Below are 22,784 nucleotides of genomic sequence, written 5' to 3' on the forward strand. Positions count from 1 at the left end.
AGGAATAAAGCCAAAAAAACAGGTGAAAACGCAGTTAATTAAGATGAATATCTGTAATTATTTCTTTATATAATTGTTATACAACTTTTCAAGCGCACCTTCGGTTGTAAGCGATGGATCTTTACTAATAAAGTGCTTAACCGTACGCGTTACAAAATCAGAGTTTTGCTTATGTAGTTTTGAAAAATCTTTAATAATTGTATTACCGTCTTTAGCTGCAGTTACTTTGTCATGACGGTGACGATACTGGCTCAATGCTTTATTAAAATCACCTTGGTAGTCTTCAACCAAAATTTTATAAAAGTCACTTTTTTGTACGTTTAAATCATTAATGCAGTAATTTAGCGCCTCTTTAAAGTCGGTAAATATCATGCCTTCTACATCAAACTCTTTTGTTTTTTCACGTACTGCTACTTTGGCATCTTCTGTGGCATAGCTAAAACCAGTAAACGCTAAACGCTCAGCGGCTTCTTTTCCTAATTTCATACCCGCTTGAATACTATGGGCAAACTCATCGCTCATGTCGCCAAGTTCGTTTTCTTCCCACATGTTATAAACACGCAGTGGTTTTGCATATTTAGTGGCAAGCTTTTTTTTCATTTTAGTAAAGCGCTCATCAATCGTCATCAGCCTTTCGTTATGTAAAAGCGCATGGCACTCATAACACGCAGGAATAGATATAAAATCAGCCTCTTCACCTAAATCAACAATGCTTTGTAGCATATGCAGCGGCGGACAATGGTCGCGCTCTGTCGCTTCACAGCCACAATAAAAACACTGGTTAAAATGCTGCTGATCGCAAGCGTATGCTTGCTGATAATAACTGGCTAACGTTTTGCTCACCGTTGCTCCTAAAAAACACGACTAAATTATGGGGGCGATAATAACAGCCTGAAAAAATAAGTCATACCAATTACATTAAATTAGTAATCTATTATTGCGCTAATAAAGTAGCGCAATAATAAGGTGGAATTATAACGTGTAGTTGCTATCACTAATTGATCCCTGCATTGCTCTACCTCCTGCATCCATGCACTCGTACACGAACACGAACAATTTTTAACGCAGTAATTGCGCTATTTAATGCGATAAAATGATTGTTTTTTTAATTGGTATCAGTAGCTATATTTAAATCATGGCCGCTATTAAACCAAATAAACCACCAAACACACCACCCCACACAACAAGCCAGCCTAAGTGCTCGCGGATCATGGTTTGAATAATCTCTTTAACCATTTTTGGGGTAAGCTCATCTAAGCGCTCATCAACTAATTTAAGCACCGTTTTATGTAGGCTCTCTGCGCTATTACCTTGTGAGAGTGTTTGGCTTACTAATGCTTTAAAGTCGTCAGTTTGGGAAATCTCACTAAGCGACAATTGCATTTTTTCAATAAACTTTTCACGCATTGGCTCTATTGCCGCTGTGCCGCCAAACATCCCAAGCATACTGCCAAACTGAGACTGCTCTATTACCTCTAACAAATTGTCGAATGCAGGGTTTAAATCAACATTACTAATTATTGGCTCAAAGTCGATATTGGGCTGCGCTTTATTAAGTAAATTATTAATTTTTTGCTCTGAAAAAAACTCCGTTAATATTAGGTTTCGTATAGCTACTTTAAAGCTTTCAAACTTAAGCGCTATAACGCCTGAGCCATATAAAAACGGGACTTTTTCGAACAACATATGAATCGCTAATAAATTAGTTACCGCGCCAGAAAGTGCAAATAAACCAACTGATAACACAATTACTTGGTTAAACATAAAACCTACAACAACACATAAACCCGCTAGCAAATTGGTTATTAAACTTTTGTTCATTTTTACTCCATTACAGTAAGTGTAATTTTTATGCAATATAGTCGTTAATTTTACAACGTTTAGATTGTTAAATTAATACCTTTTTGCCATAGTTTAAGTATCTGTTTAAAAGGCGAGCAATTGTTATGTGGAAAACAGTAAATGAGCACATCAGCCAAGCCATTAATTTTGACTTTAAACACACCTATAAACGCCAATTACAAAGTACAAATACCGATAAACTATTTCATATTACCAATGGTACGCATAACTTCTTCGTTAAAATAGCATTAAAAAGCGAACTCGAGCGTTTAGAAAGTGAATTTATTGGCTTAAAGCTTTTAGCGCAAAATAGTAATTTTAAAGTCCCTGAATGTATTACAACCGGTGCAAATATAGAGTTTTCGTTTATTGTTTTACAGTGGCTTGTTTTAGATAAACAACCCCACAACACGTGGGCAACTATGGGAAGCAGCCTCGCTAAAATGCATCAAAAACACGACCAAGCCATGTTTGGTTTTGATGTAGACAACTACATAGCCACTACTATACAACCTAATCGCTGGCATAAAAAATGGGATGTATTTTACGCCGAAGAACGTATAGGTTGGCAATTACAGTTACTCGCTGAAAAAGGCATTAACTTTATTGAACCCGAGCGCTTAATTAATGCCGTTAAAGAACAGCTGCATAGTCATCAAGTTGAGCCCTCATTACTGCATGGCGATTTTTGGCGAGGAAATATGGGCTTTTTAAAAGCAGAGCCAACGGTATTTAACCCTGCTTGTTATTATGGTGATCGGGAAGTGGATATTGCAATGAGCGAACTATTTGCGCCACTGCCAAAAGACTTTTATAGCGCCTATAACCAGCACTACCCGCTTTCTCAAAATTACGAAAAACGTAAGTTAATATACCAGCTATACCCTATTTTAAATCACGCTAACATCTTTGCCGGTCACTATCTTACTGAAGCTAAACAGCATATAGAAAAGCTGGTATTTGAAGGTATAAAATAAGTGTCATAAGCTGCATTTCAGCACTATATTTAATGAGTAAGTAGGCGTTCATCTGTAAGCGATTAAGTTGAATCTAACTTAATTATTTATAACTGGAGTGATTATGAAAGATTTTTTATCACAACGAATAACGTGCCCACACTGCGGACACCACATACATTTAGACTTAGACGCAAGCATGGGCGATCAAGACTACATAGAAGATTGCACTGCCTGCTGTAACCCAATTCATTTAAATATGCATATAGATCATGCTAACAATAAATTAGAGCTACACGTAGACAGCGACGACGAACAAATATTTTAACTTAAGCCTGATGGCGTAAGTAGTTTTCTACCGTATTTACAATAGTGTAAGTTTGCTGATCAACTTCAATATTAAACTTGTCACCCACTTGCGCTGCACCAATGTTTGTAATGGCGAGCGTTTCCGGAATTAGGTGTAACCAAAAACCTTGTTCATCAACTTCGCCCACGGTTAAGCTTGCGCCATTTATCGCAACAAACCCTTTATATAACACATACTTTTGCCACTCTTTTGGCAAGCTGAGTTGTATTTTGCAGTTGTTCTCAAGCTTCACTATTTGAGAAATTTGTGACGTACAATGAATATGCCCAGACACTATATGCCCACCTAGCTCAGTACCAAACGTAACAGAGCGTTCGTAATTAACTAAACTACCTAGCTCAAGCAGTCCTAAATTAGTTAACTTTAGGGTTTCGTCAATCACATCGAAATGCACTTGCGCTACCACATCGTGATTACTTAGCTCAACTTGCACAACTGTTAAACAACAGCCATTAATAGCAATACTTGCGCCTAAATCTAAATGCTTAACGTACTCATCGCTCACCGATACAACTAAGCGTAAAACACCGTCTGTTTGAGTCTTAGAGACCACCGTAGCTTGCGTTTGCACTATTCCTGTAAACATAAAATCACTTTAAATTATTACAAAGTGCTAGTTTAACGTATCAACTCATAAAATCATTCACTACTGTGATTTTTATTTAAACCCCAATAGATTACAATTACGCCCTATTTTATCAACTAGCTGTTTTTATGACCTTTTGCAATTGGGAAGCCAAGCGTTTACTTTCCCTCGCTTTACCTGTTTTTTTAGCGCAAGTTACACTTATTTTAATGTCGGTCGTCGACACAATTATGGCAGGTCAAGTTAGCCCTACTGACTTAGCTGCACTGTCTATTGCAACAGGAATATGGAACCCTTTATTACTTGGCCTTCAAGGTATTTTATTAGCGCTTACCGGTATTATTGCGCAGTTTTCGGGCAGTGATGACCGCAAAGGCATTAGCCACTATTTTCAACAAGCGCTTTATTTAACTGCTATTTTAAGCTTTATAGGTTTTGGGATTGCCCATTTAGCAGATGCCATTATTTTTAAACTCGATACAACGCCTGCAATTGCAAACCTTGCCATTGACTACATTCACTTTGTGAAATGGGGTGTATTTGGATTTTTAATTTTTACGGTATACAGAAACGTTACCGAAGGTATGGGAATGACCAAGCCCGCGTTTTACATAAGCCTATTAGGTTTAGCTGTTAATATTCCGGTAAATTATATTTTCATAAATGGCTTATTTGGTTTACCTGCTTATGGCGGCGCGGGCTGTGGTATTGCAACAGCCATTGTTTTAACTGTTATGGCAATAGCACAAGTCACTTACTGCCAAATGAGTAAAAAAGTAGATGCTAAAGGCCTGCTTTCATCATTCGAAAAACCTAATTTCACTACCATTGGTATTATTACTAAGTTAGGTATACCAATTTCACTCGCCACCTTTTTTGAAGTCACTTTATTTGCGTGTATACCGCTATTTATAGCGCATTTAGGTGCAGTAGCTATATCGGGGCATCAAATAGCAGCCAGTGTAACTACATTGCTATTTATGATGCCGCTGAGCCTATCAATCGCTATCAGCATTCGTATAGGTAACTTATACGGCCAAAAGAACATGACTCAATTAAAAGTTGCGGTTTCTACCAGCTATATTTTAGCCATTGCTGTGGCGTTATTTTTAGCGCTTATTACGTTTGCCGGTCGTGATTTAATTAGCCAACTGTATACCGACAGCCCTGCTGTTATGGCATTGGCTTCATCAATTATGATTTTAGCGTGTATTTACCAATTACCTGATGCACTGCAAGTTGCAGCAAATGGCATACTCCGTGGGTTAAAATACACCACGCCTATATCGTATATTACGTTTATATCGTATTGGTTAATCGGCTTTTGTTTAGGTTACGTATTGGCAAGAACAGACATAATTGTGCCAGCTATGGGGCCACACGGTTTCTGGACTGGGATAATAGTGGGACTTAGTGTCGCTGCTATTTTATTAATGCTAACGGTAAAAAAACGTCTAAAATATGAATTTCTTAAAATTGATGCACTCAATCAAAACTAATAAACTCAGCCTTAAAACATTACCAGCTACTTTGCTGGTAATGTGTTTTTTAACGCTTACTGGCTGCAACAAACCACAAAGTAGTATAAACGTTACTTATATTGAACGCTTAAGTAGCACAGTTGATACAAGCCCAACACAGCCTGCGCCACTCAAGCAACTCCCCTTACTGCAGCCTACCCCAATAGCACAAAGTGACTTAACACTGAGCATTGTTGAGCTTGCAGGCATTAGCCAATGTAAGCTTAACGTGCTTATAAGTGAGCACAATAACCAATTAGGAAAAACCGCCAGCGCTGCTGGGCAATTAAAATATCAAATAAACTTTATTAAAAGTGCACAGGTTTGCTTAAACACGCTTGATAAAAATAGTCCTAGTTACACAAAAATACTCGCAGCCAAAAACTATAAAGAAACACACCTAATGCACTTTTTTAACACCATGTTATTTAAAGAGCCTGAGCTAAATCGTACTTGGCAACTCACTTCAAACGAGCTTACTACTGAACCTGCTGGTTTTAGTGATACCGTACTTGCGCTAAAGCAACTTGTACTCATTAAGCAACAAATTAAGGCTAAAGAATTTAGTGAAATTAATAGCAATTCTATTTTTAGTGCACTCGAGCAGCTTAATAAATTTCAATTTAACCAGGCACTCATTCAATCGGTCCGCAAGCAGGTAGTGTTAAATAACAACGCCACGCAGTTTGTAAAAACATTAAACTTTAATACGCTGTGCCCACAGGATAAAAATAATAAAAACGCAAAAATCATAAGCAACGTATTTCAAAAGTTTTACCTAAAAGAAATTCAGCCCTATCAAGCGCAGTTAACTGGTTATCTAGAGGCACTACAACCGCTTTATAATGAGCTTTGGTTTAACGAAAGTATCTCAAGCCCTCAAATTAATAACTTAGTCAAAACGGACTCAGCAAGTAACTTACTGAACTTACTAAAAAGCTCAGCTAAAAAACATGTGGTTTGGTGGCAAGTATTTTATAAAACGTGTGAAATAAGCCCAATATGAATAAAAAAACGGCAAATAAACTCAAAAACAACAAACTTGCTTGATTCACTAACCGCCACGCTATATATTAGCCGCCGTTGTTAAGCAATTAACACCTACTTAAATAAAGTAATACGACTGTAGCTCAGTTGGTTAGAGCACTACCTTGACATGGTAGGGGTCGGTGGTTCGAATCCACTCAGTCGTACCAACATTAATGAAACGTATAATTGAAGGAAAGAGCACTACCTACTCTTGACCACCCGGTCCAAAGGTCAGTAGTTCGAATCCACTCAGTCGTATCAAAATTTAAGTAAAACCTCAAAAATTGTACGACTGTAGCTCAGTTGGTTAGAGCACTACCTTGACATGGTAGGGGTCGGTGGTTCGAATCCACTCAGTCGTACCACTTCAAAGTAATAAAAAACCTAAGAAAAAGCACTACCCACTCTTGATCACCCGGTCCAAGGGTCAGCAGTTCGGATCCACTCAGTCGTACCAATTCAAAGTAATAAAAAAACCAAAGAAAAAGCACTACCCACTCTTGATCACCGGTCCAAGGGTCAGTGGTTCGAATCCACTCAGTCGTACCACTTCAAAGTAATGAAAAAAACCTAAGAAAAAGCACTACCCACTCTTGATCACCCGGTCCAAGGGTCAGCAGTTCGAATCCACTCAGTCGTACCACTTAAAAGTAATGAAAAAAACCTAAGAAAAAACACTACCCACTCTTGATCCCCGGTCCAAGGGTCAGCAGTTCGAATCCACTCAGTCGTACCAATTCAAAGTAATAAAAAAAACCTAAGAAAAAGCACTACCCACTCTTGATCACCCGGTCCAAAGGTCAGTGTTTCTGATCCACTCAGTCGTACCAATTCAAAGCAATAAAAAAACCTAAGAAAAAGCACTACCCACTCTTGATCACCCGGTCCAAGGGTCAGCAGTTCGAATCCACTCAGTCATACCAGTTCACAACAATAATAAAATACCTCAAAGAAAAAGCACTACCCACTCTTGAACACTCAACTTCAACAGTTAATCATTAATTAACAATCACTTACAATCAGGTTGTAGCTTTATTTCTTGTAAATTATCCTTGTGAGTTTTGTTGACATTTCATGATTAAAATTCATTCAATTTACAGGGGGGTAATCGTGCGCGATTTGTAACCTATTGGGCTCGGTAGCGGCTTCTGCGTTACTCTAATGGCTTACATTTTTGTAAGAATAAGTAAAAATCGAGTAACAAAGAGTCAATAACCGCACTGTATAGGCGATGTTTTGATTAAAAAACAACACATACAGCTGCAAATTCAACCTCTAAGATCAACAGCCCCTAGTCTATTTTATTTAGTAATTCATAACCTGCAAGTACATCACTCAACTCTTCGTCAATGGTACTTTGACGCAGAGTATTAAACTCACTCGAAAGCTTATTAAGTAGCTCTTCAATATTTTTTTCAGCGCGTTGCATTGCACCAAGACGGCTGCTATTTTCGCTGACCAACGACTCGGCACATGCACGATAGAGAGAAATAAAAATATACTCGCGGATCAATGCCCTTATTGTTGTAGAGTGCTTACAGAGTACTTCTGGCAAAGCTTTAGTTGGCCATAAAATATTTTTAAAATTATCTCGCCATTGCTCGTCAAGTGGGAGTAATCGCTGAGACACACATTCATAAAGCGCGCCTTGTTTAGGTTGATTATAAAACACCAATACACGGCAACCAGGATTAAGAACCAAGCTTGATTCACTGTCTATTTGAATTTGCCTAACTAAGGTATCTATATCGTGAACACTCACTGGCACTGTGTATACTTTTACTAAATTAAAGCCGGCATCGGTAAGTCGAGATGCAGCACGTGCGCCTACTACCCAAATTAGAGGTGGCTGGGTCTCGTTACTTAGCGCTTTAATTGTAAAGTCGGTAATACTTTCATTAAATTGCCCTACCAACCCTTGATCTGAGCCGAATATGATCACACCCACTCTGCTTTCATTTAAATTTTTGGGTTGTGGTGAAAATTGAGATGACATGTCATCACGCAAACTCGCACTTAATCCTAACTCAACTGCCCGGTAGTAATCGGTCAATGAGCTAATCGATTTTTCATATTGCCCAATACTCGAGGCAGCAAGTGCCTTCATCGTTTTTACAACGCCTTGTAAATCACTTGCACTGGCTATTTTATGGCGTAAATTAGCGGCACTATTGCTCATGTTGTTATTGCCTTGTTTTCAGACTCAAAATCAACAAGTGCGCGCTTAGCCAACTCAACAATTGTTTGTCGATCGTCATCACTTAAGCTTTTAGCGGTATCAAATCTATCACACAAAGTATCGTCTAACTGCGCAACTGCTTTTTTAAGAATATTTTTTGCGTCGTTTATTTTTAGCAGTTCAATCGAATCTAAAAAGCCATTACTGAGTGCGAGTAATAGCATAATTTGCTCAGGCACTGGCATAGGTGATGATTCAGATTGATGTAAGCTCGCTCGAATTCGCCGTCCATGTTCAATTATACGCCGTGTATCATCATCAAGTCGGGCACCAAAACGAGCAAAGGTTTCTAGCTCTTCAAATTGAGCATATGCAAGCTTTAGATCGCCAGCAACTGCACGAAATGCAGCACGCTGTGCTTTACCGCCCACACGAGAAACCGACTTACCAACGTCAACGGCTGGTAATACACCTAGAGCAAATAATGAGGGTGATAAATAAATTTGTCCGTCGGTAATCGAAATTAAATTAGTTGGAATATAGGCTGAAATATTTTGAGCTTCGGTCTCTATAATGGGGAGTGCGGTCAAGGAACCACCGCCACGTTCTTTATTTAAATGGGTCGCACGCTCTAGTAATCGTGAATGAATATAAAAAATATCCCCAGGAAATGCTTCTCGTCCGGGCGGTCGTCGTAACAACAAAGACAACTCGCGGTAAGCTCTTGCGTGCTTAGTAAAATCGTCATATACAATAAGTACATCACGTCCTTGCTCCATAAAATATTCTGCAATACTGGTTGCAGCGTAAGGCGCTATATACTGTAAGCCCGGTGGCTCATTACCCTCTGTTGCAACAACAACCGTATAAGCCATTGCATTTTGCGCGCGTAATATTGCTATTGATTTAGCGACCGTTGATGCCCGCTGACCAATAGCGCAATAAATACAAATTACATTTTGTTCTCGCTGATTTAAAATCGTGTCTATGGCTATAGCTGTTTTACCTGTTTGCCTGTCACCTAAAATAAGCTCTCGTTGTCCTCGCCCTATTGGGATCATCGCATCAATTACAATAAGTCCGGTTTGCAAAGGCGTAGTAACAGGAGAGCGGTCCATAATTGGTGCAGCTGGACGCTCTATTGGTAAACGCTGCTCGGTTTGTATAACGCTTCCACCGTCTAGTGCCTCGCCAAGTGGGTTTATCACTCGCCCTAATAGCGCATTGCCTACCGCTACATCCATTACACGACCACTGCGGCGCACTTCATCCCCAGCTTGTAAGTGGGCGTATTCACCTAAAAGCACAACACCGACTTCTTTTTCATCAATATTAAACGCAATTCCAAGCACATTACCGGGAAATATAATTAGTTCCTCAAAGCCAACGCCAGGTAATCCCGACACCTTCGCAATACCCGTTGATACACTGGTAATAATACCAACTTCATGTAAGTTCAATTTTGAGTTAACTGTTTTTAGCCCTTGCTGAATGTGCTTAAACACATCACCAAACGCGTTTCTTAAACTGTGTATTTTTGTGTTTTTATTTTGAGTGTTTTCGCTAAGGTTACTCATCACTTATCAACAGGTTGAGAAGTTGTAGGCTGAGCTGTTTTTTGTTTTAGTAGCATATCAACTTCCTGCTCGATTGATTGTAAGTAATCGTCAATACTCCACACCAGCTTTTGTCCATTGACACATAACTCAATCCCGCTGATAAAGCTCTCATCGGTGGTGAATTTAATGGTAATATCTTTTGAAAACACAGTATTAATAGCATTCTTAAGTGCTAAACGCTGAGATTCAGTTAGCTCAAACGCACTTTGAATTAAGGCAGGTACAAATTCACTATTTGTACTTAGCGCCTGCGCTAAAGTGGTTTTTTTGTCGTCATCAAGCTTATATAAGCGCGCTGTAAACACCTCACATATTTGTTGTTCTAAAGTTGTTGATGCCAGTTCAGTTAAGGTTTTGCGACTAATAGCAAATACCTCTTGCTTAACTTTTCGACTTAAAGACTCCTTTAAATTATCAGTCTCTTTTACTATATTTTGTTGATATTTAGTGCCCCAGCTTTGGACTCTTTTTTGCGCCTCTAACATAAGTGTTTGCTCTGCTTGCTTAGCACTCACGCTTACTTGTTGCATCTTTTGTGTACGTTGTTGTTCAAACTCTTCATTTTTCAGAAAAAACTTTTCACGCTCCGCCAGTGCTTCATTTTGGTTTGTTTCAGCATCGTCTAACTCAGCGGCTATACGCTCTTCTCGCTTATCAATAGCGTGCAAAATTGGTTTATATAAATAGCGTTTTAGTAACCACACCAAAATTAAAAAATTAACCACTTGGGCTGCAACTGTAAACCAATCAATTAGCATGGTTTAACTTCCTGCAGCTTGTGCGATAGCGTAGTTCCAAAACGGATTGGCAAAAATAAGAATCATCGACACGACAAAACAGTATATTGCGGTCGATTCAATCATCGCAAGCCCTACAAAGAGCGTGCGCGTAATAGTTGCTGATGCATCAGGTTGCTGTGCTAATGCACTCAATGCCGTTGCTACTGCTTTACCTTCGCCAAGCGATGGACCTAAACAACCAAAACTAATTGTAATTCCTGAAATAACGATTGATGCCATTGCGATCATTGTCATGCTATCCATGTTCTCTCCAAGTATGATGTGTAGAAATACGTGATTAATTAACTCGTTGTTTGGCTGGTTTTACTGAGCGCGTAGCCGCAGCAATATAAACGGCGGCTAAAATAGTAAAAATATAAGCCTGTACTAAGCCTGTAAGCAAACCCAGTGCCGTCATTACGATTGGGAATATAAAGGGTGTAATGGTTAACAAAATGCCAATGATCATTGCCCCGCTCATCATGTTGCCAAATAACCGCACAGCCAGAGCAAGTGTCCGTGATAATTCGCTAATAATATTAAATGGCAACATAATAAAAGTAGGAGCCATATAAGATTTTAAGTAATTGCCAAGCCCTTGTTCACTGATACCAAATAAAGGCACTGCAATAAATACGGTGAGCGCCAGTGCTGCTGTAGTCGATAACGACGCCGTGGGTGGCTCATAACCCGGAACAATGGTAAACATGCTCGCGGTTACTAAAAATAAAAACAGTGTGCCTAAAAAGCCAAGGTATTTTTTAGCGTCATTCAAGCCTACGTCTTCAATTTGTTGTGTGATCCCCGTTACTATAATTTCTAAAAAATTTTGCCAACGAGAACGCTTTAACGTGGTTGAAAGCTTACGGGTTATCAATATCGAACTAATCACCAAAACCAACATTAAAACCCAAGTGAAAACGATGGTTGCATTGAGTTTTAAAAAACCATTTTGCCAATAAATAACCGTATCAGGACTCAGGTGCATGATGTGTCACCTTTGCTAAATGAGAGGTTGATGCAGTACGGGAAACATAAGTGGTAATAAAACGGGCTATCAAAAAGCTAAATAAACACAGTGGTAATTGCAACCAAGATCTTGATAATAAGTCACTCGTCATCACAATATAAAAGCCACTTAAAGTAATTCCCATGCGTATAAATAAACTCAGCACAACCCATAGCGCTGGGTGAGTCGATACCATACTTTTTTGCACCGTCCACCACAGGCCACCAAAAAATAAGGCACCAAGCATTAGACCTACACTAACAATAATTAATACGCCGACTAGCTCATGCATCTTCGTCATCCTTTTGCTCTTGATGTATCGCGCTGTCTTCTTTGCTCATCCAGTGCCACGCGTTAAAGCACCCAAGCGCCAAACCCGCCACCAATAAAGCCAATGTCCATGACCGCTCAGTGGCATAATGCGAGTCGATATACACACCTAAACTTGCACCAAGTATGGTAGGCACTGCAACCGACCAACCAATAAGGCCCATCATTCCTAAACCAAACCATATTTTTTGATGAGAGTTAAGCCTTGCTTTTAGCTTACGCTGGGCTTTTATTTCTACTTGTTCTGCAAGTGTTGATGAACTGCTTTGTGAGTCTTTTGAACCTAGGTCGTCTTTTTTGTTTGTCATAAATAAATAGCTTTTAGTGGTTAAAGTCGAAAACGATTTAAAAAGCTACTTTCTAATTTAGCCATCACTGTTCTTACTTGTTGTGCTTGTTCATTGAGTGCCAAAAACTCTTTATCTACAGCGCTGCGAAGTGTCGCCAGATCAGTACCTAATATGGCACTTCGCACCGATACCAGCACAGTGTTTCCTGTTTTAATTAATACGCCCTCATCTACGGCTACAAATATCTCACCGTCTTTTTCGCAATTAAATGTCAAAATACCTGGGGTTAGTGGCGCAACACAGTCAAGGCGATTGGGTAAAAATCCGTACGATCCTTCGCTTGTTTCGGCAACAACATGAGTCACATCATGCCTGTCGAAAAATATCTCATATGGCAGCAATAATTTAAGGTGTATCTGAGTTTGCGGCACCGCTTGTATCCTCATTATTATTTACTGTGGATTTTATTTTGACCTCACTTATGGCACCTATCATATAAAGTGCACTCTCTGGCACGTTTTTAAATTCATCATTTAAAATGCGTTCACACCCATCTAGCGCATCATCAAGGCTAACAAGTTTGCCTTTATAACTAGTAAATTGCTCTGTTGTAAAAAATGGCTGAGTAAGAAAACGCTCTAAACGCCTTGCGCGTCCAACAATGTTGCGGTCCTCAACTGATAACTGTTCAAGCCCTAACATAGCAATAATATCTTTGAGTTCATTGTATTGCGCTAAGGTGCTACGTACCTTTTGTGCAAGTAAGTAGTGGCGCTCTCCCACAACCCCGGGGCTCGCCATTTTTGAATTAGATTGCAGGGGATCTATAGCCGGAAATAATCCTTCGCTTGCGCGTTTACGAGAGAGCACAATAGAAGCCGATAAATGCGAAAATGTATGAACTGCGGCCGGATCGGTAAAATCATCGGCAGGTACATACACCGCTTGAATAGAAGTAATAGCACCATTTTGTGTATTGGCAATTCGCTCTTCTAACCCAGCAAGCTCAGTGCCCATAGTAGGCTGATAACCAAGCCTTGAAGGCATTTGCCCCATTAAGCCCGATACCTCAGAGCCTGCCTGAATAAAACGAAATATATTGTCGATTAGCAACAGCACATCTCGCTGCTCATCATCACGAAAATACTCAGCCATAGTTAAAGCTGCATGCCCCACCCTAAAACGACTCCCAGGTGGCTCGTTCATTTGCCCAAAAATCATCGCCATGTTTGGCAAAACGCCCGCGTCTTTCATTTCGCGATAAAGCTCTTCGCCTTCACGGCAGCGCTCACCTATGCCACAAAATAGGCTAACACCTTTGTGCTTGCCCACCATATTGTGAATCATTTCAGTCAATAACACTGTTTTGCCAACACCTGCACCGCCAAACAATCCCGCTTTGCCACCACGTTCTAACGGCACCAGCACATCAATTACTTTTATACCAGTTTCAAAAATCTCTGATTGGGTTGACCGTTCGGTTAATGGCACTGGCTTATTATGTACAGAGCGCCACTGAACATCTTTAAGCTCACCACCGCCATCAAGCGTGTTACCAAACACATCAAACATTCTCGATAAGGTTCCTTTACCTACAGGGGTAAGTAACGGTCCGCCACTGTCAACAACTTCCATGCCACGCGCAAGTCCTTGTGTAGGCGTGAGCGCAATTGCTCTTACATGATGCTCATTGCGCTGCTCTAGCACTTCAAAAATACACTGTTTATTTTCGCCAGCACTAAGCATTGAATTAATCGCAGGTAGCTTCTTGTCAAAACGCACGTCAATTACGCTGCCGCGTATAGCGGTAATTGTACCGAGATTTTCAAATTTACTAATCGTGGATTGAGCTACAAAATTCATTGATGCGCCTGCCACTGCCAATTACGAATTTCAGGGAGATCTTGCCCATGCTTATTAATATATTTTTTATGCTCAACAAGCTTTTCTTCAAGCTGTTTTTTTAGTGCGTCTCTTTTTGTACCCAAGTTTGGCAGGCGTTCCAGTGTGTCTAACACTAAATGAAAACGATCAATCTCGTTTAATACCGTCATATCAAAAGCAGTTGTAATAGTGCCTTCTTCTTTATACCCGCGAACATGAATATTATGATGATTATTACGCTTGTACGTAAGCCTATGAATAAGCGTTGGGTAGCCATGAAATGCAAAAATAACCGGCTTATTAATAGTAAACAGAGTGTCAAAATCCTCTGCGATTAACCCGTGAGGATGTTCGGTATTAGGCTGTAAACGCATCAAATCAACCACGTTAACAACCCGGATTCTAAGATTACTAAAATGCTCGAGTAAAATCATAACGGCTGCCATTGTTTCCAATGTAGGCACATCACCACAACAAGCCATCACCACATCAGGTGTTGCATCTACGCTATTACCCGCCCATTGCCAAATGCCAATCCCTGCCTCGCAATGTTTAACAGCTGCCACCATATCTAACCATTGCGGCGCAGGATGCTTGCCTGCAATAACGACATTAACGTAATGACGACTTCGCAAACAATGATCCATTACCGACAGCAAGCAGTTAGCATCAGGCGGTAAATAAACGCGCACAATTTCAGCTTTTTTATTAATAACATGATCGATAAAACCCGGATCTTGATGGGTAAAACCGTTGTGATCTTGTCGCCATACATGCGATGCCAGTAAATAATTAAGTGAAGCGATTTTTTTACGCCATGGTAAACCTGCCGCCACTTTTAACCATTTAGCATGTTGATTAAACATCGAGTCAATAATATGAATAAACGCTTCATAACTATTAAACAAACCATGGCGGCCGGTTAATAAATATCCTTCAAGCCAACCTTCGCATTGATGTTCACTCAGCATTTCCATTACTCTGCCACTAGGCGAAAGCTGCTCATCGTTGCTATGGGTTGCTGCATTCCACTGTCTATCGGTTACCTCTAACAGTGCACCTAAACCATTGGATACTGTTTCGTCGGGTCCAAATACTCTAAAATTACGTTGCTCGTCATTAAGCTCAACTATATCTCTCAAAAATGGACCTAAAACTCTGGTATCACCAATTCCGCGTATACCGGGAGAGATTACTTCGCATGCATAATCGCGAAAATCAGGCATATGTAAATCTTCTAGCAGCAACCCACCATTCGCATGAGGATTTGCCCCCATACGGCGATTTCCCGTTGGGGCCAATTCAGCAAGCTCTGGTAATAAACGCCCTTGTGAATCGAAAAGTGTTTCTGGATGATAGCTACGCAGCCAGCTTTCTAATAATTGCAAATGATCTGGATGAGCTGATGGGCTAGAAATAGGAACCTGATGCGCACGCGATGTTCCCTCTATCTGAAAACCATCTACGAGCTTTGGACCCGTCCACCCTTTAGGTGAAATGAGGATAATCATTGGCCAACGTGGACGAGTTGGATCGTTATTATCGAGAGCATCTTTTTTTATTTTTTTTATTTGATGTATTGCGACATCAAGTGCTTTAGCCATAGCCTGATGCATTAGCTCAGGCTCATGTCCTTCAACAAAAATAGGGCTCCAGCCATAACCAAACATTAATTGCTCTAATTCTTCACGGGTAATACGCGCTAAAACGGTAGGATTCGCAATTTTATACCCATTCAAATGCAATATAGGGAGAACAGCACCGTCACTGATAGGATTAAGAAACTTATTAGAATGCCATGCAGTTGCAATAGGCCCTGTTTCTGCCTCACCATCACCCACCACACAAGCAACTATTAAGTCTGGATTATCAAATACAGCTCCAAACGAATGACTCAAAGAATAGCCCAGCTCGCCACCTTCATGAATCGAGCCCGGACACTCGGGCGACACATGACTAGGAATGCCACCGGGAAACGAAAACTGCAAAAACAGTTTTTGCATACCTGCTTTATCTTGGCTTATATCAGGGTAAATTTCACTGTAGGTCCCCTCAAGATAAGTATTAGCAACCATAGCTTGCCCGCCATGCCCTGGGCCAGATACATAAATCATATTTAGATCGTGTATTTTAATAACGCGATTTAAATGCGCATAAATAAAATTTTGCCCGGGTGTTGTTCCCCAGTGCCCAAGCAACATATTTTTAATATCACTTAGTATCAGTGGGCGCTCTAAAAGTGGGTTATCGCATAAATAAATTTGACCTACCGACAGGTAATTCGTGGCACGCCAATATGCGTCAATTAACTCTAATTCTTTTGATGTTAATGAAGGAAGAATCATATGCAGGGTTTCCATCTTGTCGCATCCAAAAATGCTTAAGCCATGCCCTATATAAGAGCATGGCGAGGATTAGCCAGCGCACTAACTACGCAGTGGTAGTTATGTCCTGTTTTTTTTGCTCGAATTCTTTTTTGTCAATATCGCCGCTGGCGTATCTTTCATTAAGAATATCAATTGCTGTTTTATTAGACTCTAACCCATAGCGTCTATGGGTTCGGTAGCTATAACCCCAATGGCTTAAACTCGATATGAGCAATAACCACATACCAAACCATAAAAACCAACCCCAACCTGAGTACCACTCACTCCAAAATTCATGACCCATTTTAATCTCCACTTAAAATATGGAGCGCAAAACACTTACACCCCAATTAATACAATGAGTGTAAGTGAGTGATATTATTGGTTCTGTTCGCTAGCGTACGCATTTATTATTGTTAATCATAAGTAGTTGTTTTATTGAGCATTTACTTGCTGTTTCTATTAAATTTTGTTTCTATTAAAGTTAATTTCTATTAAGCCAACCTTTACGCCAAAAAATAAATATCATTGCTGCCGTTATCAAAATAAAAACACACCACAAAACGGGATATGCCCAAGTCCAGTTTAGCTCTGGCATGTATTTAAAGTTCATTCCATAAATCCCAGCTATAAATGTTAACGGTATAAAAACAGAAGATATAATAGTAAGCACTTTCATAATTTCATTCATACGATTTGAAATAGCTGACATGTATAGCTCACTTAAACCGCTTACCATTTCACGGTATGACTCAATAATTTCAACAATTTGAATATTATGCTCATACACATCTCTAAGGTAAGGGCGCGTAGAGTCATCTATTCTGCCTCCTTCCTCGCGATACAAATGATCGATAACCTCTCGCATAGGCCAAACAATTCTTCTTAATAATGCCAATTCTCGTTTAATACTATGTATATGATGCAGTACGTAGGGAGTTGGATTTTCAAGTGTTGTTACTTCAAGTTCCTCAAGGATATCGCCATATTGTTCAAGTACCGGAAAACATTTATCAACCAGTTCATCAAGTAATGCATAAAGTAAATAACCAGTACCATTTTTGCGAATACGACGATTTTCTGTATGCAAACGACCGCGAACGGATTGCCACACGTCTCCTGGTTTTTCTTGAAAACTCAGTAAAACATTGTCATATAAAAGTAAGCTAACTTGCTCAATATCAAGGATTGTATTATTGGGCTCATGCGTCTCTAGCTTCAACATGCTTAATACAACAAATAAATGATCGTCAAAAAATTCGATACGAGGTCGCTGAGGTACATGTAAAATATCTTCTGCGGTGAGCGTATGAAATGCGAAATGATGTTGAAGTAAACCAACAATATAAGAGTCTGTATTACTCACGTGGATCCACCTCACTGTTGCCCACTCGGGTTGAGGAGTTTTTAAAAACTCATCAATATCACTAACCTCTTTGGCTTCTATACGGCTAGCTGAATAATCTATATAACGTATAACAGCATTGTTTGATCTTGTTGGCGCTAAAACACCAGCAACGTATTCAACTTTGGGTGACGGCCCAGAAATAGTGTTATATTTATGTTTTCTCGACTTGCGCACATTATATAGCCCCAATGCTGGAGCACCCAACTTTCTCTTTTTATTATGTATTAACATTATATGCTCGATTACTTTATTTAAAGTTAGCTGAATAAAGTGAGTATTATCAACACTTACAGCGCGAATAAAAGTCAGTCACAAAGCCACGCTACTCAAAAATAAGCATAGAGTCCGTGCGCTAACACTCAAATATAATGTCAGTTTTAAAAATACACTTCGCACGTTCTAATTATTCTTGTTATAGCGTTACCTCAAAATCAATGAAAAATAACATTGCTTGTTCGTCAGCGCACAGACCTTTGTTTTTCAAAAGCCGAAACTGGAAATATTAATCTACTTATCGTTTGTACTTTACAGCTTATAAAAGCATGGTTTTTTATAGATAAGCATTAGGGTCTGTTGACCTTTTAAGATAGAAATTTGTTCTATCTAGGGGCTATTTAATCGCGGCGCAAGGTTTGCAACCTAGCGGGCTCGGTAAAAACCGAGCAAAGCTTCCGCATCCAGCTCACGCTCTAGAATTAACCCAAAGGGCTGCGCATGTTTAACCTCAAAAGATAAACGTGCCCTAAATAAGAAGAAAGCACTTGATAAGCAAAAGCGCGTTAAAAACTGCAAAAATAATGCATTACAAATGCAAATAACCCACTAAAAAGGATCGTTATTATGTTACGTAGTATGAAAGACTTAGAAGGTTGTGCAATCGCTGCTAGTGACGGTATTGTAGGCAAAGAAAAAGATTTTTTGTTTGATGACCTAGCATGGGTGATACGTTATTTTGTTGTAGAAACAGGCACGTGGCTATCGAGTCGCAAAGTTTTAATTTCTCCTATTGCGGTGCAAAAACCAAATTGGGATGAAAAAATTTTCCCTGTTTTAATCAGTAAAGACCAAGTTAAAAATAGTCCTGGTATTGATACTAATAAACCCGTTTCACGACAACATGAAATGGATTACCTAAACTACTATGGATACCCGTACTACTGGATCGGTACTAATTTTTGGGGAAGCGGGATATATCCCTATTCCTTATATCCTGGCAATGACATTTTTGAACATAGTGTCGAAGGTGCCCGCAGCGCAAATCTAATTCATAAAAGTATAAAAAGTCAGCATGATCAAAAAGGGGATCCTAATCTTCGTAGTTGCAAAGCTATTATTGGCTATAACATACACGCTAAAGACGGAGACATTGGCCATGTATCAGGATTTTTAGTTGAAGAAAATACATGGGCGGTTCGTTACCTAATTGTTGAGACGAGCAATTGGTGGGGAGGACATCAAGCACTTATCCCGTCAGCATGGATTTACGAAGTGCAATGGCTCGACAACTCAATTTCAACTGATTTAGTTCGTAAAGCGATAAAAGATGCGCCGGTATATGAGCCAAATAAAGAGATAACTCAGGACTTTGAAGCAGCTGTTTTTCATCACTATGAACTTGCTGCATACTGGGAAAAAATTGCTAAAACAGTAAATAAACAAAGTTAAAACAGGCACAAATTCCAAAACAAGCGTGTCTTAATCTGCCTTTTATAACACTCTTACCAAGCAAATATTCAAGGACGATATTTGCTTTTATACTTAAAAACGTTTCCTCAAAATGCTATTTATAAAACCAGATAAAATTCAAATAAGATAAGAGCAATACACATCAATATAAAAACAATTTTTGATTAGAGTTTAAATTGTATTCAATTAAATCCTCTTTATAAGAAAAACCGTAGTTGAGTAAATCACTTATACTATCAATACTCGTATCTGCCTTTCGATAGGTCAGTAGCTGCTTAATATCGTGGGCATAATGTCCTTGACGTGGAAATATAGTTGTTAATTCATTTTTCCACTGCGCTTTCATAGCAGCTAAAATACGTAACTTATCATCTACCATTACATAATGTTTAGCGGGGTACTGCTCTTTTATTGCTGCAAGCATTTGCTCTTTGTGAACATATATCAACACCCTTCCCTCCACTGCATCCCATAAACCGGAGCGTAAAATTTTAAGTGGTTGTAATACAATATCGCCATCAGACAAAATAACGGTGGGGCCAAATTGTTGTAAATGTTCAATCACAGCAAGTGCGTTAGGATAAAGCCTTTCTTTATATGGATAATTAATTAAAAAAGAAGAAATCAGATGCAATCTCGGATCATCAGAATGTTCCATTCGATAACACTGTAGTGCGCCCAAATAGTCGGCATAACCGAGTTCTTTACGAAGTTTTTCAAAAATAGACCAGTAATGGTCACTATTTTCACAACCAAATTCACCTTCTAAAAAATCTTTCAAATGGCTTAAAATAGTATCGCTATCGAGCAATGTATTATCAACATCCAGTAAAAATACGATATCGGGAACTGTTTGCACGCGCTGTCCTTAAAATAATTTAAGTACTTTATATTTTACTATATGAGTTTATTAATATTGACTCTGTACGGTATCGCGCCAAACAGCATATTATAAAAGTAAATATGTTTACCACTTGTCACCTTCTCAAAATTACTATAAATACAGATAATGGGTAATTTATGTTCGCTGTGGCACAGACTCAAAATTACAAAGGCATTAGGATAAAGCGGTCATACAAATTGTAGAATAGTCTTTTAAGCTATACGTAGTACTGCTTTTATACCAATTTGCTTAATTAGGTGAGCTATTTTGAGGTAAGAAAACCGTGTCGATAACAAGGCAAAAATTTCGTTATTTAGTTGTTCTTTTTCAGAAATTTTTAACACAGTTAGCGTCAGGTTTATGCCCTCAAATTGATCAAGTATTATTGCACATTGGTATTACTATGATAAATCGAGCTTACATTCCACTTAAGATTGAGAATAATGTAACTACACTCAATGTTTTAATTTGGTATTAAGTTTTTTATTTTATCGAGTAATATTTTAGGAATAATCACATGAGTAATAACATCTCAAGTAATTCAGTATCAAAAACTAACTCTAATTTGAATAAAGAAGGTCTCAGCCGACATGACATGATTGAAGCTAAAGCTTACTCATTAGCGAGTGATCGTGACTTTACCGGTGACAATCACTTAAATGATTGGCTTGAAGCTGAAAAGGAAGTAGACGGACAACTACCAAAGTAGGTTAAATGTAAAAAGCCCACTAACAGCAGAACATACACAAATTTTAAAGCCCAGGCTCAATGAGCAACTTGCTGGGCTGTTTTGAAGCTATTACCGGATTTTATTTTTATGTAAATAAACTTATTAGATACCAAAATATATTAACTGATAATGGATAGTTTTCTAACGTTAGGTTTTTTTTCCATATAAGACTCCAACCTGTCTGTTTCTCTTTTTACAACCTCATAGCACTCGCAAGACTGAGACTCTAATTGAGGTCGGTCTATCACACTAATATGACCACGTTTATAAGTGATAATACCCAGTTTTTGTAGTTTACCAGCGGCCTCAGTTACCCCTTCACGTCTTACGCCTAACATATTTGCTATTAGCTCTTGAGTCATTATTAAATTGTTACTCGGTAAACGGTCAATCGATAGCAAAAGCCAGCGGCTTAGTTGCTGCACTATACTATGATGGCGATTACAAACTGCGGTTTGCGCCGTTTGGGTAATCAATGATTGCGTGTAACGTAACATGAGCATACGCATATCAGGCTCGCTATTAAATTGCCTGCGTAATTCACAAGCGGGTAAGCGATAAGCAGTACCAGCACTTTGCACAATAGCCCGGTTAGGAGTGCTTTCTCCCCCCATAAATACAGCTATACCTACCACCCCTTCATTACCGATAACTGATATTTCAGCAGATGAGCCATCAATCATCACATACAATAATGAAACAATACTATCTATTGGAAAATAAACGTAATCGAGCTTTTCACTTGTTTCATAAATAACTTCTCCAAGGGATAAATTGACTCGCTTTAAAAGCGGAAACATGCGGTGTTGTGCGTCAGTAGATAAAGCATTAAGCAGTGTGTTCTTCAATTGACCCATCTAATGTGAATTTCCTTTTTATATGCCCAACTTATAACTAATAAAACCTAAAAGTAATGGCTTTGAAAGTATGTAAGTCAGGATATTTTAATAATAAACTCGGATTTGTTTATACAGTTATTAGGCGCTAGAAATGAAAGGTCGTTGCTTTTTGATAATAAAAATTGTTCTATTTTTATTAAAGAATTTTAAGGTGCCTTTAATTATTTTATATACGGTTATTCACTTTAAATATAAGCCGACACTCCCAGCTGTACTTCACTGAAATAATAAAATACTCAATATAACAAGGCGAATATGTACGCTAACACACATAGTCTAAATTTATCTGCCTTTAGTTGATATATATGCATAATGGTTGATGAAATTTAAAGATAATCCACACCATAACATGGCGACAACTCACTGTTATAAAACACAAAATAGAACTCTACTATTAGACTATGTGTGTTGACGAACCG

At 38.9% G+C, this 22,784-nt stretch carries 23 protein-coding genes and 2 tRNA genes; 8 read left to right on the forward strand and 17 right to left on the reverse strand.

All coding sequences use genetic code 11. From position 1 onward, the window contains the following. Window positions 1–57 precede the first annotated feature (57 nt). Window positions 58–843, reverse strand: a complete 786-nt coding sequence (locus QL995_RS07490; protein WP_007585117.1) for a hypothetical protein — start codon at window positions 841–843, stop codon at window positions 58–60. A gap of 285 nt (window positions 844–1,128) precedes the next feature. Continuing rightward, the gene (locus QL995_RS07495) at window positions 1,129–1,821 is read right to left on the reverse strand and encodes a DUF445 domain-containing protein (protein WP_290293864.1); all 693 of its coding nucleotides are present in this window, start codon (window positions 1,819–1,821) and stop codon (window positions 1,129–1,131) included. 125 nt (window positions 1,822–1,946) lie between these two features. On the opposite strand from QL995_RS07495, the gene QL995_RS07500 reads away from it, so the two are divergent. Next, window positions 1,947–2,819 carry a fructosamine kinase family protein gene (locus QL995_RS07500; RefSeq protein WP_101163040.1) on the forward strand — a complete coding sequence of 291 codons (873 nt, stop codon included), beginning with the start codon at window positions 1,947–1,949 and terminating at the stop codon, window positions 2,817–2,819. A gap of 103 nt (window positions 2,820–2,922) precedes the next feature. Beyond that, window positions 2,923–3,126: a CPXCG motif-containing cysteine-rich protein gene (locus QL995_RS07505; RefSeq protein WP_008166246.1), complete on the forward strand. Its 204-nt coding sequence runs from the start codon at window positions 2,923–2,925 to the stop codon at window positions 3,124–3,126. Window position 3,127: 1 nt separating this feature from the next. Here QL995_RS07505 and QL995_RS07510 read toward each other — a convergent pair whose 3' ends face one another. Further along, on the reverse strand, window positions 3,128–3,754 hold the full coding sequence (locus QL995_RS07510) for a riboflavin synthase (protein WP_007585130.1): 627 nt from the start codon (window positions 3,752–3,754) through the stop codon (window positions 3,128–3,130). Between the two features lie 128 nt (window positions 3,755–3,882). Here QL995_RS07510 and QL995_RS07515 point away from each other — a divergent pair, with 128 nt between their 5' ends. The 4 genes from QL995_RS07515 (at window position 3,883) to QL995_RS07530 (ending at window position 6,668) form a co-directional block, all read left to right on the forward strand. Continuing rightward, window positions 3,883–5,253 carry an MATE family efflux transporter gene (locus QL995_RS07515; RefSeq protein WP_290293866.1) on the forward strand — a complete coding sequence of 457 codons (1,371 nt, stop codon included), beginning with the start codon at window positions 3,883–3,885 and terminating at the stop codon, window positions 5,251–5,253. Continuing rightward, complete coding sequence (locus QL995_RS07520; RefSeq protein ID WP_290293867.1) at window positions 5,216–6,280, forward strand: DUF3080 family protein; 1,065 nt, start codon at window positions 5,216–5,218, stop codon at window positions 6,278–6,280. Before QL995_RS07515 ends, QL995_RS07520 begins: the two co-directional genes overlap by 38 nt. Before the next feature lie 113 nt (window positions 6,281–6,393). Further along, a tRNA-Val gene (locus QL995_RS07525) sits at window positions 6,394–6,470 on the forward strand. Between the two features lie 121 nt (window positions 6,471–6,591). After that, window positions 6,592–6,668, forward strand: a tRNA-Val gene (locus QL995_RS07530). Between the two features lie 926 nt (window positions 6,669–7,594). Here QL995_RS07530 and QL995_RS07535 read toward each other — a convergent pair. The 12 genes from QL995_RS07535 to corA form a co-directional block, all read right to left on the reverse strand. After that, window positions 7,595–8,482 (reverse strand): F0F1 ATP synthase subunit gamma, encoded by an 888-nt coding sequence (locus tag QL995_RS07535; RefSeq protein WP_290293868.1) that lies wholly within the window; start codon window positions 8,480–8,482, stop codon window positions 7,595–7,597. Next, on the reverse strand, window positions 8,479–10,059 hold the full coding sequence (locus QL995_RS07540; RefSeq protein ID WP_290293869.1) for an alternate F1F0 ATPase, F1 subunit alpha: 1,581 nt from the start codon (window positions 10,057–10,059) through the stop codon (window positions 8,479–8,481). Before QL995_RS07540 ends, QL995_RS07535 begins: the two co-directional genes overlap by 4 nt. Continuing rightward, window positions 10,059–10,859 carry a F0F1 ATP synthase subunit delta gene (locus QL995_RS07545; RefSeq protein ID WP_290293870.1) on the reverse strand — a complete coding sequence of 267 codons (801 nt, stop codon included), beginning with the start codon at window positions 10,857–10,859 and terminating at the stop codon, window positions 10,059–10,061. Before QL995_RS07545 ends, QL995_RS07540 begins: the two co-directional genes overlap by 1 nt. A 3-nt stretch (window positions 10,860–10,862) precedes the next feature. Next, complete coding sequence (locus tag QL995_RS07550; protein ID WP_010552606.1) at window positions 10,863–11,144, reverse strand: F0F1 ATP synthase subunit C; 282 nt, start codon at window positions 11,142–11,144, stop codon at window positions 10,863–10,865. Window positions 11,145–11,178: 34 nt separating this feature from the next. Continuing rightward, the gene (locus QL995_RS07555) at window positions 11,179–11,868 is read right to left on the reverse strand and encodes a F0F1 ATP synthase subunit A (RefSeq protein ID WP_010552605.1); all 690 of its coding nucleotides are present in this window, start codon (window positions 11,866–11,868) and stop codon (window positions 11,179–11,181) included. Next, a complete protein-coding gene (locus tag QL995_RS07560) occupies window positions 11,852–12,181 on the reverse strand; it encodes an ATP synthase subunit I (RefSeq protein ID WP_197237097.1) in 330 nt (109 codons plus the stop codon). Before QL995_RS07560 ends, QL995_RS07555 begins: the two co-directional genes overlap by 17 nt. Further along, a complete protein-coding gene (locus QL995_RS07565) occupies window positions 12,174–12,527 on the reverse strand; it encodes an AtpZ/AtpI family protein (RefSeq protein ID WP_024607604.1) in 354 nt (117 codons plus the stop codon). Before QL995_RS07565 ends, QL995_RS07560 begins: the two co-directional genes overlap by 8 nt. A 20-nt stretch (window positions 12,528–12,547) precedes the next feature. After that, entirely contained in the window at window positions 12,548–12,874 is a 327-nt protein-coding gene (locus tag QL995_RS07570; RefSeq protein ID WP_290293871.1) for a F0F1 ATP synthase subunit epsilon, read from the reverse strand. Window positions 12,875–12,914: 40 nt separating this feature from the next. Then, complete coding sequence (gene atpD, locus QL995_RS07575; RefSeq protein ID WP_290293872.1) at window positions 12,915–14,372, reverse strand: F0F1 ATP synthase subunit beta; 1,458 nt, start codon at window positions 14,370–14,372, stop codon at window positions 12,915–12,917. After that, a complete protein-coding gene (locus tag QL995_RS07580; protein ID WP_197111280.1) occupies window positions 14,369–16,753 on the reverse strand; it encodes a phosphoketolase family protein in 2,385 nt (794 codons plus the stop codon). Before QL995_RS07580 ends, atpD begins: the two co-directional genes overlap by 4 nt. 70 nt (window positions 16,754–16,823) lie before the next feature. Then, complete coding sequence (locus tag QL995_RS07585) at window positions 16,824–17,063, reverse strand: SHOCT domain-containing protein (RefSeq protein ID WP_008168384.1); 240 nt, start codon at window positions 17,061–17,063, stop codon at window positions 16,824–16,826. A 180-nt stretch (window positions 17,064–17,243) separates the two neighbouring features. Continuing rightward, window positions 17,244–18,398, reverse strand: coding sequence for a magnesium/cobalt transporter CorA (gene corA / locus QL995_RS07590; protein WP_290293875.1), 1,155 nt, complete (start codon window positions 18,396–18,398; stop codon window positions 17,244–17,246). A gap of 609 nt (window positions 18,399–19,007) precedes the next feature. Between corA and QL995_RS07595 the strand changes: the two genes are divergently transcribed. Continuing rightward, window positions 19,008–19,832, forward strand: a complete 825-nt coding sequence (locus QL995_RS07595; protein WP_222714612.1) for a PRC-barrel domain-containing protein — start codon at window positions 19,008–19,010, stop codon at window positions 19,830–19,832. Between the two features lie 163 nt (window positions 19,833–19,995). On the opposite strand, the gene QL995_RS07600 is transcribed toward QL995_RS07595, so the two are convergent. Further along, the gene (locus tag QL995_RS07600; protein ID WP_024609484.1) at window positions 19,996–20,712 is read right to left on the reverse strand and encodes an HAD family hydrolase; all 717 of its coding nucleotides are present in this window, start codon (window positions 20,710–20,712) and stop codon (window positions 19,996–19,998) included. Between the two features lie 541 nt (window positions 20,713–21,253). On the opposite strand from QL995_RS07600, the gene QL995_RS07605 reads away from it, so the two are divergent. Then, window positions 21,254–21,445 (forward strand): DUF2934 domain-containing protein, encoded by a 192-nt coding sequence (locus QL995_RS07605; protein ID WP_290293876.1) that lies wholly within the window; start codon window positions 21,254–21,256, stop codon window positions 21,443–21,445. A gap of 140 nt (window positions 21,446–21,585) precedes the next feature. On the opposite strand, the gene QL995_RS07610 is transcribed toward QL995_RS07605, so the two are convergent. Next, window positions 21,586–22,323 (reverse strand): Crp/Fnr family transcriptional regulator, encoded by a 738-nt coding sequence (locus QL995_RS07610; RefSeq protein WP_010552594.1) that lies wholly within the window; start codon window positions 22,321–22,323, stop codon window positions 21,586–21,588. Window positions 22,324–22,784: the final 461 nt, after the last annotated feature.

The organism is Pseudoalteromonas sp. APC 3358 (genome assembly GCF_030408075.1).
GTDB classification, from domain to species: Bacteria; Pseudomonadota; Gammaproteobacteria; order Enterobacterales; family Alteromonadaceae; genus Pseudoalteromonas; species Pseudoalteromonas arctica.

Coding starts and splice junctions, on each gene's coding strand:
- QL995_RS07495 (WP_290293864.1), bottom strand. CDS start 1,821: ATGAACAAAAGTTTAATAACCAATTTGCTAGCGGGTTTATGTGTTGTT.
- QL995_RS07500 (WP_101163040.1), top strand. CDS start 1,947: ATGTGGAAAACAGTAAATGAGCACATCAGCCAAGCCATTAATTTTGAC.
- QL995_RS07505 (WP_008166246.1), top strand. CDS start 2,923: ATGAAAGATTTTTTATCACAACGAATAACGTGCCCACACTGCGGACAC.
- QL995_RS07510 (WP_007585130.1), bottom strand. CDS start 3,754: ATGTTTACAGGAATAGTGCAAACGCAAGCTACGGTGGTCTCTAAGACT.
- QL995_RS07515 (WP_290293866.1), top strand. CDS start 3,883: ATGACCTTTTGCAATTGGGAAGCCAAGCGTTTACTTTCCCTCGCTTTA.
- QL995_RS07520 (WP_290293867.1), top strand. CDS start 5,216: ATGAATTTCTTAAAATTGATGCACTCAATCAAAACTAATAAACTCAGC.
- QL995_RS07535 (WP_290293868.1), bottom strand. CDS start 8,482: ATGAGCAATAGTGCCGCTAATTTACGCCATAAAATAGCCAGTGCAAGT.
- QL995_RS07540 (WP_290293869.1), bottom strand. CDS start 10,059: ATGAGTAACCTTAGCGAAAACACTCAAAATAAAAACACAAAAATACAC.
- QL995_RS07545 (WP_290293870.1), bottom strand. CDS start 10,859: ATGCTAATTGATTGGTTTACAGTTGCAGCCCAAGTGGTTAATTTTTTA.
- QL995_RS07550 (WP_010552606.1), bottom strand. CDS start 11,144: ATGGATAGCATGACAATGATCGCAATGGCATCAATCGTTATTTCAGGA.
- QL995_RS07555 (WP_010552605.1), bottom strand. CDS start 11,868: ATGCACCTGAGTCCTGATACGGTTATTTATTGGCAAAATGGTTTTTTA.
- QL995_RS07560 (WP_197237097.1), bottom strand. CDS start 12,181: ATGCATGAGCTAGTCGGCGTATTAATTATTGTTAGTGTAGGTCTAATG.
- QL995_RS07565 (WP_024607604.1), bottom strand. CDS start 12,527: ATGACAAACAAAAAAGACGACCTAGGTTCAAAAGACTCACAAAGCAGT.
- atpD (WP_290293872.1), bottom strand. CDS start 14,372: ATGAATTTTGTAGCTCAATCCACGATTAGTAAATTTGAAAATCTCGGT.
- QL995_RS07580 (WP_197111280.1), bottom strand. CDS start 16,753: ATGGAAACCCTGCATATGATTCTTCCTTCATTAACATCAAAAGAATTA.
- QL995_RS07585 (WP_008168384.1), bottom strand. CDS start 17,063: ATGGGTCATGAATTTTGGAGTGAGTGGTACTCAGGTTGGGGTTGGTTT.
- corA (WP_290293875.1), bottom strand. CDS start 18,398: ATGTTAATACATAATAAAAAGAGAAAGTTGGGTGCTCCAGCATTGGGG.
- QL995_RS07595 (WP_222714612.1), top strand. CDS start 19,008: ATGTTACGTAGTATGAAAGACTTAGAAGGTTGTGCAATCGCTGCTAGT.
- QL995_RS07605 (WP_290293876.1), top strand. CDS start 21,254: ATGAGTAATAACATCTCAAGTAATTCAGTATCAAAAACTAACTCTAAT.
- QL995_RS07610 (WP_010552594.1), bottom strand. CDS start 22,323: ATGGGTCAATTGAAGAACACACTGCTTAATGCTTTATCTACTGACGCA.